This window comes from uncultured Salinibacterium sp., from assembly GCF_963974405.1.
GTDB lineage: Bacteria > Actinomycetota > Actinomycetes > Actinomycetales > Microbacteriaceae > Rhodoglobus.
Map to the genome: position 1 here is coordinate 1,460,782 of NZ_CAXBBH010000001.1, position 12,751 is coordinate 1,473,532.

The following is a 12,751-nucleotide window of genomic DNA, read 5'->3' on the forward strand; positions in this document are numbered from 1 at the left end:
GTTCGTGGGTCGATGGGGAAGTCGCACCCAAACGGAACGGAGATATCGTGACTGCACACAACGCTCGCGGAGTGCTCTACGTGCACTCTGCTCCTCGCGCGCTCTGCCCACACATTGAGTGGGCTGCAGGTCGCGCTCTTGATCGTGCCGTGAACTTCTCATGGGATGATCAGCCCGTGCTCAAGGGCTCGCAACGCGCTGAATTCTATTGGGAGGGCCCGCAGGGTTCCGGTGCCGTGCTTGCTTCGGCGCTGCGCGGCTGGGAACACCTCCGTTTCGAAGTAACTGAAGACCCCAGCCCTGGCTCTGACGGAGGTCGTTGGATGCACACGCCCGACTTGGGAATCTTCTTCGGGCAGACAGACAGCGTCGGCAACATGGTGATCCCCGAGGATCGACTGCGCTACGCGATGGAAGTTGCTGGTTCCGATGCTTTTGAGCTGCACCGCGAGCTCCGCTTGGCTCTGGGCCAGGCGTGGGATGACGAGCTCGAGTCGTTCCGCCACGCCAGCCAAGACTCTGCAGTTGTGTGGCTTCACAAGGTGGGTTGATGATGATCTCCGAACGCACGCACACGCCTGACGTAGCTGTTGATACGCGGATTCCGCTTATCGAGTGGCAAGACTGCATCGATGTCGTTCTTGATTCCGTTGATTCAGCTTTCGATGGCGAGTGCGCGCTCCACGATGGATGTCGTTCGATCCTCTGACCTGACTGCTCTGCTCTAGGCGCACATGTGTGTCGCTGATGGTTCACTGCGAGCGTCCCTCTCAGCTCGCTTACAGCGGATGCTCGGAGTAGCGTTAAAACGTGGCCGGAAGTAGTCGGGCACGGTTTCCACAACGGACCGTTCTCGCCTCTGACGACTATGTCCTTCCGGCTGAAACCTATTCAGTATGTGAAAGGAACACAATGTCTCGATTCGACGGAAAAGTAGTTCTCATCAGTGGCGGAGCCCGCGGAATGGGCGAGTCGCACAGTCGCGGTGTCGTCGCTGAGGGCGGCAAAGTCGTCATCTCTGACGTTCTCGATGCTGAAGGTCAGACTCTCGCTGACGAACTCGGTGAGAATGCCGTCTACACACACCTCGATGTCACCAAGGAAGAAGACTGGAACGCTGCAGTCAAGCTTGCAGTCGACACTTTCGGTGGGCTCAACGTGCTCATCAATAACGCCGGAATCGTCAACTTCGGCACGCTTGATGCGTACACGGAGAAGGACTGGTCGCTCATCATCGGCATCAACCTCACGGGCGCATTCTTGGGAATCAAGGCAGCGACACCCGAGCTCGTCAAGAACGACACCTCGTCGATCGTCAATATTTCCTCGACGGCGGGCATGCAGGGCTACGCGGCGCTTCATGGATACACGGCATCCAAGTTTGGACTTCGTGGACTTACGAAGTCGGTCGCGATGGAGTTGGGTTCGCAGGGCGTCCGAGTGAACTCGGTACACCCTGGTGGCATTCGCACGCCGATGACCGACGGTCTCGACAACAGCGACCCCGGAACGCCGATCAACCGACTCGGGGAACCAGATGAAGTCACCAAGATGGTGCTTTTCTTGGCGAGTGAAGATTCGAGCTTCTCGACCGGATCTGAGTTCATCGTTGACGGTGGAACGCTTGCTGGAGAGGGCGCTGTTAACTAGCGCACCTGGTGTGTGGCGCCCCTGCGGGGCACTAGGCGCGGGACTCTATGCGCCTCATAAACGAATCGCCCGCCTTGATCATTGATCGAGGCGGGCGATTCGTTGTTGCGCCCACCGCAGTGCGGGAGAGCGAAGCGAAGCTTAGACCGAGCGGAACGCTGCGACGGCGTTGTGTCCGCCGAACCCGAACGAGTTGCTGATCGCCAGTTGCGGTCCGCTGCCAAGGTCGCGAGGCGACGTGACGACATCCAGAGGAATCTCTGGGTCCTGGTCAGTCAGGTTGATTGTCGGAGGAGCGGTGCGGTGATGGAGAGCCAAGACTGTGAAGATGGCCTCGAGAGCTCCTGTACCGCCCAGAAGATGCCCTGTAGCGCCCTTGGTGGCGGAGACAGGAATGTTCGGCAGGTGATCACCAAAGATGCGCAGGAGCGCCTTGTATTCGGCGATGTCGCCGACGGGCGTGCTTGTCGCATGAGCATTGATGTGCGTCACTTGTTCCGGTGTTGCGCCGGCTGCTTCGAGAGCATCCCGCACGGCGCGGGCCGCAGCCGTGCCCTCGGGGTCCGGCGCAGTGATGTGGAACGAATCGCTTGTGACAGCACCGCCGGCGAGTTCCGCGTAAATGCGAGCTCCGCGAGCAAGAGCATGCTCTTCGGTTTCCAGAACGAGTGTCGCCGCGCCTTCGCCCAAAACGAAGCCATCGCGAGAGACGTCGTATGGACGTGAAGCGGTCGCCGGGTCGTCGTTGCGCTTCGACAGCGCCTGCATCGACGCGAAGGCAGCAATCGGAAGAGGATGAACGACAGCTTCGGTTCCGCCGGCAATCACGACATCCGCGAGTCCGGCCTGGAGGTGAGCGTAGGCATTGGCGATGGCTTCGGTGCTGGATGCGCAGGCCGAGACGTCCGTGCGGGCGTAGGCGCGAGAGGGAATAGCCATGCTGATCGCGGCTGCAGCAGCGTTGGGCATGAGCATGGGGATCGTCATCGGAAGAACGCGGCGAGGTCCCTTTTCGCGCAGGGTGTCCCACGCGTCAAGCAGTGTCCACAACCCACCGATACCGGTGGAGTAGTCGACACCGATACGTACAGGATCGATGTCGGGGGAGCCAGCGTCGGCCCAGGCCTCACGGGCCGAGATGAGGGCGAATTGGCTAGAGGGGTCGAGTCGCTTGTATTCAACGCGCTCGAGAACTTCTTCGGGGCGAACCTTAGCTTCAGCGGCAAAGGTGACCGGGAGCGAGTGCTCTTCAACCCAGCTGTGCTCGAGAGAGCGCGCACCCGACTCGCCAGCGAGAAGGGCGTTCCACGACTCGGTCGCGGTTCCGCCGAGGGGCGTAGTGGCACCAATGCCAGTTACAACGATCTTTTTGGTCATTTCACGTTCCTTTTGAGTGCATGGCTCAGAAAACTCCCCAGGATAGACGCCCCGGAGTGCTGCGCGGAGGCCAACCACACCGAGTGCGGTTGGCCATCCACGTCGAGCTGGTGTTACGCCTGAGCGTTGGTGATAAAGCTCACAGCGTCGCCGACAGTCTTGAGGTTCTTTACCTCTTCGTCGGGGATCTTGACGTCGAACTTCTCTTCTGCGTTAACAACAATCGTCATCATCGAGATCGAGTCGATGTCGAGGTCATCGGTGAACGACTTGCCCATTTCAACAGTGTCGGTCGCAATGCCGGTCTCGTCGTTGATGAGCTCAGCCAGTCCGGCCATGACTTCTTCAGTGGACAGTGCCATGTTTTTCTCCTTGGGATGTAAATTGACCGTTAGCCAGTGTAGGCCAGCAGCAGTGATTCTCGGGGTACTACGGCAGAACGATTACTTGCGCGCCGAAGACGAGTCCCGCACCGAAACCGATCTGAAGGGCGAGGCCGCCACTCAGTTCGGGGTGTTCTTCGAGCAATCGGTGTGTTGCGAGGGGAATGGAAGCGGCTGACGAGTTTCCCATGTCGGCGATGTCACGAGCGATCACGACAGACTCAGGCAGTTTCAGTTGCTTGGCGAACTCGTCAATGATGCGCATGTTTGCTTGATGAGGGATGAACGCCGCGAGATCGTCTGCGCTGATCCCCGCGACATCCAGAGCTTGCTTGGCAACCTTTGCCATATCCCAGACAGCCCAGCGGAATACGGTCTGACCTTCTTGGCGAAGGGTAGGCCACGCGGCATCGCCTTCGCGGAAATCAACAAGGGTCGCATTCATCTTGATTGCGTCGGCCTTTGAGCCGTCCGAGCCCCAGACGGGCGCGGAGATGCCGGGAGTATCGCTCGGGCCGATCACGACAGCGCCAGCGCCGTCAGCCAAGAGGAATGAAATACTGCGGTCGGTCGGATCGACTAGGTCCGAGAGCTTCTCTGCGCCGATCACCAGGGCATACTTGGCAGCGCCACTGCGGATGAGGGCATCGGCCTGAGTAACGGCATAGCTGAATCCTGCGCATGCCGCATTCATGTCGTACGCGGCAGCAGGGTTTGCTCCCACACGGTCCGCCACGACGGCCGAAATCGAAGGTGACTGTTGAACGTTGCTAATTGTCGCGACAATTACAACGCCAATCTCCGATGGGTCAACGCCCGACTTCTCGATTGCTTCTCGAGCCGCGTCCGTGGCCAGATCGAGCGCGAGGATACCTGGCGACGCGCGACGACGAGTGATCATGCCGGTGCGCTGCTGGATCCACTCGTCGCTGGAGTCGATCGCCTCTACGAGCTGGTTATTGTCTACGACAAGATCACCGCGTGCGGCACCGTAGCTGTAGATTCTGGTGAACTGTGACCCCGCGGACTGGGTGAGGGTTGGTGCGGTCATGCGGTGGCCTCCATCAGGTCAAATGCTGCGGATAGATCGTCAGGGGTCTTCACCGCAACGGCGGGAATTCCACGCAAGCCACGCTTCGCGAGGCCGACGAGAGCACCTGCTGGAGCAAGTTCGATAATGCCGGTGACGCCGGCATCCGCCAAAGAATTCATCGTACGATCCCAGCGAACGGGCGAGGAGACTTGGCCGACGAGAAGGTCAACGAAGTGCGAACCGCTCTCAATCAGCGAACCGTCGCGGTTCGTATAGATCGGCAGTGAGGGATCGTTCACCGTGAGCCCTGCTGCGACGGTCTCGAGGTGAGAGACGGCGGATTGCATGTAGCGCGTGTGAAAGGCGCCTGCGACCTGCAGCGGTACTACGCGGGTTCCCTTCAGCGGTTCTTCGGCGAGCTTTGCGAGAGCGTCGAGAGCTCCGGCGACAACAATCTGGCCTCCGCCGTTGAAATTGGCAGGCTGCAGCCCCAGTTCGGCGAGGCGCTCAAGGAGCGCGGTTTCATCTCCACCGATTACGGCCGACATTCCCGTGGACTCGAGGGCAGCGGCTGCGGCCATTGCCGAACCACGCTGTACAACAAATCGCATCGCGTCGTCTTCGGAAAGGATGCCTGCTGCTGCTGCCGCTGTGATCTCGCCGACAGAATGCCCTGCCACAGCACTAATGTGCTTACGGCGATCTCCCGCGGTCAAGGCATTCAACGTGAGCAATCCCGCAGCAACGATAAGAGGTTGAGCGACCGCGGTGTCGCGGATGGTGTCGGCATCCGACGTCGTGCCATGAGCAATGAGGTCTATCCCAGCTGCATCGGAAATTGAACCGAGCTGCTCGCGCAAGGCGGGGTCTTCGAGCCAAGGCTCAAGAAAACCGGGGGTCTGGGAGCCCTGACCGGGCGCTACTACAACAATCACTTAGCTAGTCTGCCAATCTTTCGTGCGAATCGCTTGGATGACCCCGCCAAAGCTTGACGGAATCGTTGTGTGAACTCACCAAAAACGCAAATGCTAACGAGCCCGTCCGGGTTCCGGTTCAGAAATCGAACCGACGATAAGGGCTGCTTGCAAAATCAAGGCTTCGCGTGCACCAGTGGCATCCCAACCGATAACCTCGCTGACCCGCTTCAAGCGGTAGCGGACGGTGTTGGGATGCACAAAGAGCTCTCTGGCGGTTGCTTCGAGAGACCTGCCGTTGTCGAGATAGCACCACAAGGTCGTAAGGAGATCCGTCGAGTGAGCTTGAAGCGGCTTATAGATTTTGTTGATGAGGGTTGAGCGAGCGAGTGGATCTCCCGCGAAGGCGCGCTCCGGCAAGAGATCATTCGCGAGCGTCGGTCGGGGGGCGTTCCGCCACGACCGGGCGACGGCGAAGCCAGCGAGAGCTGCTTTTGCACTCTTTGACGCATCAACGAGGCTCGGAACTTCTGGCCCCAGCACGAGATGACCGCTCCCAAATCCTGGTTCCAATTGCTCGGCGATGGTGATGAAGGGCAGCGGCTGGTCATCGTCCGCCTTCTCCGACCGTGGAGCAGCGCGACCAATGACGAGAACCAGTCGGGATCCCTGAACCCCAATGAGAACATCAGCGTCGAGGTGTCGAGCGGTTCGTCGTAGTTGATCGACATCGAGCATCCGTGGGGACGTGCCCACAAGTACGCACACTTCTCCGTGACCGTTCCAGCCCAATGCTGCAATGCGACTCGGGAGTTCGTTGTCATACTCTCCGCTGAGGATTGAGTCGACGACGAGAGCCTCGAGGCGGGCATCCCACAGCCCGCGGGCTTCAGCCGCTCGAGCGTAAACGTCTGCAGCAGCGAAGGCGACTTCGCGTGAATAGAGAAGGATAGCTTCACGCAGCACATCGTCGTCTGCCTTGACGCGCGCCTCGACAACCTCAACAGCAATGCGGATGAGCTGCAGAGTCTGAAGCAGTGAGACCGAGCGCAGCAACTCGCGAGGTGCTGCACCGAAGACGTCGGCGGCAATCCACGGCGTGGACGTGGGATCTTCAAACCAGCTAATGAAGCTAGTGATTCCGGCCTGGGCTACTAAGCCAACGGCGGACCGCCGCCCTGGCGGGATTTCTCCATACCAGGGCAGCGTGTCCTCAAGACGCTTGAGCGTCGCCGTCGATAGCTCGCCCGAGATAACACGCAACCAGGCGAGGGTTTGCGCCTTGGTTTTCTGTACCGGGGGAATGGCTACTGCCTAGCTCTCGCCGCCGGCAGAGCCGGTGGTGCCAGCGTTGACGTCGTGGAGGCTGTACTTTTCAATTGCTTGAGGAAGAACAGCGGGATCCATTTCGCCGCGCTTCACGAGCGACTGCAAAGTGCGAACAACCAGCGAGTGGCTGTCGATCTTGAAGTAGCGACGTGCCGCTGCACGAGTGTCTGAGAAGCCGAAGTCATCGGCGCCCAGAGTCGCGTAGTCACCGGGGATGAACGCGCGAACCTGGTCGGGCACGGCGTGCATGAAGTCGGTGACAGCCAAGAACGGTCCTTGAGCATCCGAAAGCTTCGACGTGAGGTACGGAACCTTGGCCTCAGCGGTGGGGTTGAGGAAGTTGTGCTCCTCTGCTGCCAAACCTTCGCGACGCAGTTCAGACCACGAGGTCACTGACCAGACATCAGCCGCGACGCCCCAGTCGGACGCAAGGATCTGCTGTGCTTCAAGAGCCCACGGAACAGCAACGCCCGAAGCCATCAGTTGAGCTTTCGGCCCCGTGATGGTCGGGGATGCCAAGTGGTAAATACCCTTGAGCGCGCCCTCGACATCGAAGTTCTCCGGTTCAGCAGGCTGAACAAGAGGCTCGTTGTACAGGGTCAGGTAGTACATGACGTTCGGATCTTCGTGCGTGCCGCCATACATGCGCTCGATACCATCGCGCACAATGTGGCCGAGTTCATAACCATAGGCAGCGTCATAACTGATCACCGCAGGGTTTGTCGATGCCAGCAATAGCGAATGACCATCAGCGTGCTGCAGTCCCTCGCCCGTGAGCGTAGTTCGGCCAGCGGTGGCGCCCATGATGAAACCGCGAGCCATCTGGTCACCGGCGGCCCACATCGCGTCGCCAGTGCGCTGGAATCCGAACATCGAATAGAAGACGTAGACGGGAATCAGCGGCTCGCCGTGAGTCGCGTACGAGGTGCCGACAGCAGTGAACGCTGCAAACGCGCCAGCTTCGTTGATTCCGACGTGAACGATCTGACCCTGAGGGCTCTCTTTGTAGGCCAACAATTGTTCGCGGTCTACCGAGGTGTAGTGCTGCCCTGCAGGGTTGTAGATCTTGGCACTGGGGAAGTACGCGTCCATACCGAAGGTGCGTGCCTCATCCGGGATGATCGGAACGATGCGGTTGCCGATTGACTTGTCGCGCAAGAGATCCTTCAACAAACGAGCGAACGCCATCGTCGTGGCGATCTCTTGCTTGCCTGAACCCTTCTTGACGATGTCGTAGGTCTTCGCCTCGGGAAGTTCGATCTGGGTGTACTTGCTGCGACGTTCGGGAACGTAGCCACCGAGGTTGCGACGGCGCTCTTGCAGGTACTGGATGCCCTCGTCGTCGTTACCGGGGTGGTAGAACGGAGGCTGGTAGGGATCAGCTTCAAGCGCGGCATCCGTAATAGGAATGTGCATCTCGTCACGGAACTGCTTGAGGTTCTCGAGCGTCAACTTCTTCATCTGGTGGGTCGCGTTGCGACCCTCGAAGCTGGGGCCGAGGCCGTAACCCTTGACGGTCTTCGCAAGGATGACCGTCGGCTGTCCCTTGTGCTCGCTTGCTGCCTTGAAGGCAGCGTAAACCTTGCGGTAGTCGTGGCCACCGCGCTTGAGGTTCCAGACTTGGTCGTCAGTGAGGTGCTCAACCATCTTGAGCGTGCGCGGGTCGCGGCCGAAGAAGTTCTCCCGAACGTAGGCGCCTGACTCGGCCTTGTAGGTCTGGTAGTCACCATCGGGGGTGCGGTTCATGAGGTCGCGAAGAGCGCCCTCATCGTCATTGGCGAGCAGGTCATCCCATTCGCGGCCCCAAATGACCTTGATAACGTTCCAGCCCGCACCGCGGAAGAAGCTCTCGAGTTCTTGAATGATCTTGCCGTTACCGCGGACCGGGCCATCAAGGCGCTGCAGGTTGCAGTTGATGACGAAATTGAGATTGTCGAGTTTCTCATTCGCAGCCCACTGCAGAGCACCGCGGCTTTCGACCTCGTCCATCTCGCCGTCGCCGAGGAAGGCCCAGACTTGCTTGTCTGACACATCCTTGATGCCACGGTTGCTGATGTACTTGTTGTTCTGAGCCTGGTAGATCGCGTTGATCGGGCCGAGGCCCATCGACACCGTCGGGAACTGCCAAAACTCGGGCATGAGGCGCGGGTGCGGGTAGCTCGAAATACCGTTCGGCGCTTGCGACTTCTCTTGGCGGAAGCCAAGGAGCTGGTCTTCGCTCATGCGGCCCTCAAGGAAGGCGCGAGCGTACATGCCGGGGGAGGCATGGCCCTGATAGAAGATCTGGTCTCCACCGGACTCGTGGTCAGCGCCACGGAAGAAGTGGTTGTGCCCTACTTCGTAGAGGGCAGCGGATGACGCATACGTGGAGATGTGGCCACCGACACCGACGCCGGGGCGCTGCGCGCGGTGCACGGTGATTGCCGCATTCCAGCGGATCCATGCGCGGTAGCGACGCTCAAGCTTTTCGTCACCGGGAAAGTCGGGCTCATCGTCTTTTGCAATCGTGTTGATGTAGTCGGTGGTCGGAACCATCGGTACACCAAGGTGCAAGTCTTTTGAGCGTTTGAGAAGGCTGAGCATGATCTCCCGACCACGCTCATGGCCTTGTGCTGCAACGAGGGAGTCGAGTGATTCGTTCCACTCGGCGGTTTCCTCCGGGTCCTTGTCGGTGTTGGTTACCGAGTATGGGTCCTGGTCGTTTACCGTCACCGTTGACCTCTTTCGTGTAGAGAACAGAGTCGTGCGCGTCGAGTCACGACCGGGTTACGGATGTGATGGGATCGACTACGCCCGTCGATTCTAGTTGTCGAATGCGGCAAGATTCGAACCGGGCCGGTTTCCCCCGTAAACATAGGGGCGTTCTTTCGGTTTTCCAGAGAGAGGATGGGGATGGAGATCACTCAGGGGTCTGTTGCACCTGATTTCGAGTTGCGTAATCAGTACGGTCAGTCGATCCGTCTGCAGGAGTTGCTCACTCGCCGGTCTGTGCTTGTGGTGTTTGTACCGCTCGCATTCTCTCCGGTCTGCACGAACGAGGTCGCGCAATTGAACGAATGGCACGATATTGCAGCGAGCGCTGGCGTCGAAGTGGTCGTGATTTCGGTCGACTCCTCCGCAACGTTGCGAGCCTGGTCGGATGCTGAGGGCATCCGCCTCTCGTTGCTTTCAGACTTTTGGCCCCACGGGGAAACAGCACACGCTTTCGGCGTTTTTCTGAACGACAAGGGAATTGCTAGGCGCACCAGTTTTCTCATCGATGGCACTGGAATTGTTCGGGATGTGATTGCCTCCGAACTGGGCGATCCCCGCCTGTTTGCTGACTACGAACGAGCGATAGAGCGGCTTTCGTCAGAGCGTTCGTGAGCGTTTTGGGCTGCGTGTGTAACTGGCGCCAAAATCCCGTGTAAGATTATCGAGCGCTGCTTCGCATTGCGTCGCTGCGGGCCTTTAGCTCAGCTGGTAGAGCGCCACGTTTACACCGTGGATGTCATCGGTTCGATCCCGGTAGGGCCCACCACACAGAAAACCCCCGCAATTGCGGGGGTTTTCTTCGTTTCTAGAGAGCATTCGGCGGTATGCTCCCTGCATAACCCGCGACGGTGCGGTTGATGAGGTCTAGCCCGACAAGGTTGTGCAACATGTCCGAAAATGTTCAGCATCCTGCGCTTGATGACACCGTGCTCGTTCGCTCGCACGAGCACTCTCAGCGCTACCTTCAGAGTTTGGCCACTCGGCATGTCGGTACGAAGCGCGGGCGTGACTCGATGATGGCGGCACTGGAAGAACCGCTGTCATCGCTAGGGGAGGATCCTGCCCAAGTGATCGACCTCATCGCGGAGCAAGTCGAAATCGGGATGACTGACTGCAGCTCTCCGCGCTATTTCGGCTTTGTCATTGGCGGAGCTCATCCGGTGGCATTGGCGGCCGATTGGCTCGTCTCGACGTGGGACCAAAACGCCGGCATCCACGCAATATCGCCATTCTCGGCAGCGGTTGAAGAAGTTGCCGCAGGCTGGTTGCTTGACCTCTTTGGCCTCCCGACGGACGCGTCGGTTGGCTTTGTCACGGGGGGACAGATGGCAAACTTCACTTGTCTCGCTGCGGCCAGGCATCACGTTCTCCGAGCTGCGGGATGGGACGTGGAGCTCGACGGCTTAGCGGGTGCTCCACGCGTGACTGTTGTCGTTAGCGAAGCCGCGCATGTCACTATCCACGTGGCTCTCAGATATCTCGGCTTCGGCACTCGATCACTTGTGCAGGTAGCGGCGGATGATCAGGGGCGAATGAGCGCGGACGATCTCCGGAAGGCGCTGGCCGCGGTCAGTGGTCCCACGATCATTTGCGCTCAAGCCGGGAACGTCAACAGCGGTGCGTTCGATCCGCTGCGAGAGATTTCAGAGATTGCGACGGCGGCGGGCGCGTGGCTGCACGTCGACGGAGCCTTCGGCCTGTGGGCGACAGCGAGCAAAGAGCTGGCACCTCTCGTCGACGGCATTGAGAACGCAGATTCGTGGTCCACGGATGCGCACAAGTGGTTGAACGTTCCCTACGACAGCGGCGTCGCGATCGTAAGACACGCCGCCGACCATCGTGCGGCGATGAGTGCATCGGCCGCGTATCTCATCCAAACCTCCGGAGCAGAGCGCGATGCAATCGATTGGGTGCCCGAACTCTCGCGGCGCGCTCGAGCTATCCCTATCTACGCCACGATCCGCTCGCTGGGGCGGCAGGGCATCGATGATTTAGTTACTCGGGGGTGTGCCCGTGCTCGGCAGATGGCAGCAGCTCTTCAGGGTGACTCGGGCGTGACCCTGCTCAACGAGATTGTGCTCAACCAAGCGCTGCTGCGATTTGACGGCTCAGATGAAGTGACTCGCAGGGTGATCGCTGGAGTGCAAAACGAAGGAACGTGCTGGGTGAGCGGCACGACATGGCAGGGTCGAGCGGCGATGCGTATTTCCGTCACTAATTGGGCGACAACCGAACGCGACATCGCGCTCAGTGCCACCGCAGTTCTGAAGGTTCTTGGCGCCGTACGTGGTCGTCGGGGAGACGTGAATGATGCGTAGCTCACGCTCCCTGGCCTAACGCTGCTCCGGGGACGTCGCAGGCGCAGGCGGAGGCATAAGCTAACACGGTGCTGAGATCCGTAGTTTTCCGTTGGGGGCCGTTTGCAATCGTCGGCGCAGCGGTGCTCTGGGGCACGACTGGCACTGCGGCAACTTTTTTTCCGGCCGGGGTGAGTCCTCTCGCTATTGGTGCCGTCACGATGGCAGGTGGCGGGGTCTTGCTCTTCGCGGTGAGCTACCGGGGTGCCATTGCGGCGCTTCGCAGTCGCACTTCGCGTCCCTGGTTGATCCTTGGTGCAGTGGGGGTGTTCGTCTATCCGCTGGCCTTTTACAGTTCGATGGATCTCGCGGGGGTTGCTGTCGGAAACGTCGTGTCTTTGGGCACCGGGCCTGTCTTTGCGGCGCTCCTCGAACGATTCATCGAGCGCCAGCGGTTCAGCATGTTGTGGAAGGTCACTACCCCGATCGCGTTGTTGGGGGTGATTGCGTTGACGTGGGGCGGGGAACATCGAAGTGTCGAGTCCGACTCGACTGTGGCCTCGGAACTTGCGGGAGTCGGCCTGGGCCTCGTGGCTGGCTGTTCGTACGCGCTCTATACATATTGCTCATCCCGAGTCATTCGTAACGGTCACAGCTCTGGAGCGACGCTGGGGGCGATATTCGGATGCGGAGCCCTCGGGCTGCTGCCGGTGTTGGCGGTCTTCGGGGCGCCGATTGTGCAGTCGGGCTTGGCTCTTGGCATTGCGAGTTACTTGATCGTGGGACCGATGTTTGGGGCCTACATCCTGTTCGGAATTGGGTTGAGAAATACCTCAAGTTCAACCGCAACGACCATCACCCTGATCGAACCAGTTGTCGCAACTCTGCTCGCTGTCGTGGTTGTTGGTGAAGTGCTCGGTGCCCTCTCGTGGAGCGGCCTCGCGCTCATATTTGTTTCGGTATCTGTGCTAACAACGGCTAGTCATACTCGCAAAACATTGGTATCGCCTTAGG

Annotated in this window: 11 protein-coding genes and 1 tRNA gene; 6 read left to right on the top strand and 6 right to left on the bottom strand. The window is 59.6% G+C overall.

Annotation, left to right across the window (positions count from 1 at the left end; translation table 11 throughout):
* Positions 1-47 precede the first annotated feature (47 nt).
* Together AACZ26_RS07225 and AACZ26_RS07230 are read left to right on the top strand one after the other, a co-directional pair.
* Entirely contained in the window at positions 48-551 is a 504-nt protein-coding gene (locus AACZ26_RS07225) for a DUF3145 domain-containing protein (protein WP_339620305.1), read from the top strand.
* A gap of 361 nt (positions 552-912) precedes the next feature.
* Entirely contained in the window at positions 913-1,650 is a 738-nt protein-coding gene (locus AACZ26_RS07230; protein WP_339620306.1) for an SDR family oxidoreductase, read from the top strand.
* Between the two features lie 141 nt (positions 1,651-1,791).
* Here the strand turns inward: AACZ26_RS07230 and AACZ26_RS07235 are convergent, their stop codons facing one another.
* The 6 genes from AACZ26_RS07235 to aceE form a co-directional block, all read right to left on the bottom strand.
* Positions 1,792-3,027, bottom strand: coding sequence for a beta-ketoacyl-[acyl-carrier-protein] synthase family protein (locus AACZ26_RS07235; RefSeq protein WP_339620307.1), 1,236 nt, complete (start codon positions 3,025-3,027; stop codon positions 1,792-1,794).
* 113 nt (positions 3,028-3,140) lie between these two features.
* Positions 3,141-3,389, bottom strand: a complete 249-nt coding sequence (locus tag AACZ26_RS07240) for an acyl carrier protein (RefSeq protein WP_010202791.1) — start codon at positions 3,387-3,389, stop codon at positions 3,141-3,143.
* Between the two features lie 67 nt (positions 3,390-3,456).
* Positions 3,457-4,461: a beta-ketoacyl-ACP synthase III gene (locus tag AACZ26_RS07245; RefSeq protein ID WP_339620308.1), complete on the bottom strand. Its 1,005-nt coding sequence runs from the start codon at positions 4,459-4,461 to the stop codon at positions 3,457-3,459.
* Entirely contained in the window at positions 4,458-5,378 is a 921-nt protein-coding gene (locus tag AACZ26_RS07250) for an ACP S-malonyltransferase (protein WP_339620309.1), read from the bottom strand. Before AACZ26_RS07250 ends, AACZ26_RS07245 begins: the two co-directional genes overlap by 4 nt.
* Before the next feature lie 93 nt (positions 5,379-5,471).
* Entirely contained in the window at positions 5,472-6,620 is a 1,149-nt protein-coding gene (locus AACZ26_RS07255; RefSeq protein ID WP_339620310.1) for a helix-turn-helix domain-containing protein, read from the bottom strand.
* A gap of 51 nt (positions 6,621-6,671) precedes the next feature.
* Entirely contained in the window at positions 6,672-9,398 is a 2,727-nt protein-coding gene (aceE, locus tag AACZ26_RS07260; protein ID WP_339620311.1) for a pyruvate dehydrogenase (acetyl-transferring), homodimeric type, read from the bottom strand.
* 180 nt (positions 9,399-9,578) lie between these two features.
* On the opposite strand from aceE, the gene AACZ26_RS07265 reads away from it, so the two are divergent.
* The 4 genes from AACZ26_RS07265 (at position 9,579) to AACZ26_RS07280 (ending at position 12,750) form a co-directional block, all read left to right on the top strand.
* Entirely contained in the window at positions 9,579-10,052 is a 474-nt protein-coding gene (locus tag AACZ26_RS07265; protein ID WP_339620312.1) for a redoxin domain-containing protein, read from the top strand.
* A gap of 78 nt (positions 10,053-10,130) precedes the next feature.
* Positions 10,131-10,206: transfer RNA gene (locus tag AACZ26_RS07270), tRNA-Val, on the top strand.
* A gap of 121 nt (positions 10,207-10,327) precedes the next feature.
* Positions 10,328-11,758: an aminotransferase class V-fold PLP-dependent enzyme gene (locus AACZ26_RS07275; RefSeq protein ID WP_339620314.1), complete on the top strand. Its 1,431-nt coding sequence runs from the start codon at positions 10,328-10,330 to the stop codon at positions 11,756-11,758.
* Positions 11,759-11,826: 68 nt separating this feature from the next.
* Complete coding sequence (locus AACZ26_RS07280; protein ID WP_339620316.1) at positions 11,827-12,750, top strand: DMT family transporter; 924 nt, start codon at positions 11,827-11,829, stop codon at positions 12,748-12,750.
* The last annotated feature ends 1 nt before the right edge of the window (position 12,751 follow it).

What these genes read in the sequence shown, in the direction of transcription:
- AACZ26_RS07235 (WP_339620307.1), bottom strand. Translation starts at nt 3,027, where the DNA reads ATGACCAAAAAGATCGTTGTAACTGGCATTGGTGCCACTACGCCCCTC.
- AACZ26_RS07240 (WP_010202791.1), bottom strand. Translation starts at nt 3,389, where the DNA reads ATGGCACTGTCCACTGAAGAAGTCATGGCCGGACTGGCTGAGCTCATC.
- AACZ26_RS07245 (WP_339620308.1), bottom strand. Translation starts at nt 4,461, where the DNA reads ATGACCGCACCAACCCTCACCCAGTCCGCGGGGTCACAGTTCACCAGA.
- AACZ26_RS07275 (WP_339620314.1), top strand. Translation starts at nt 10,328, where the DNA reads ATGTCCGAAAATGTTCAGCATCCTGCGCTTGATGACACCGTGCTCGTT.
- AACZ26_RS07265 (WP_339620312.1), top strand. Translation starts at nt 9,579, where the DNA reads ATGGAGATCACTCAGGGGTCTGTTGCACCTGATTTCGAGTTGCGTAAT.
- AACZ26_RS07230 (WP_339620306.1), top strand. Translation starts at nt 913, where the DNA reads ATGTCTCGATTCGACGGAAAAGTAGTTCTCATCAGTGGCGGAGCCCGC.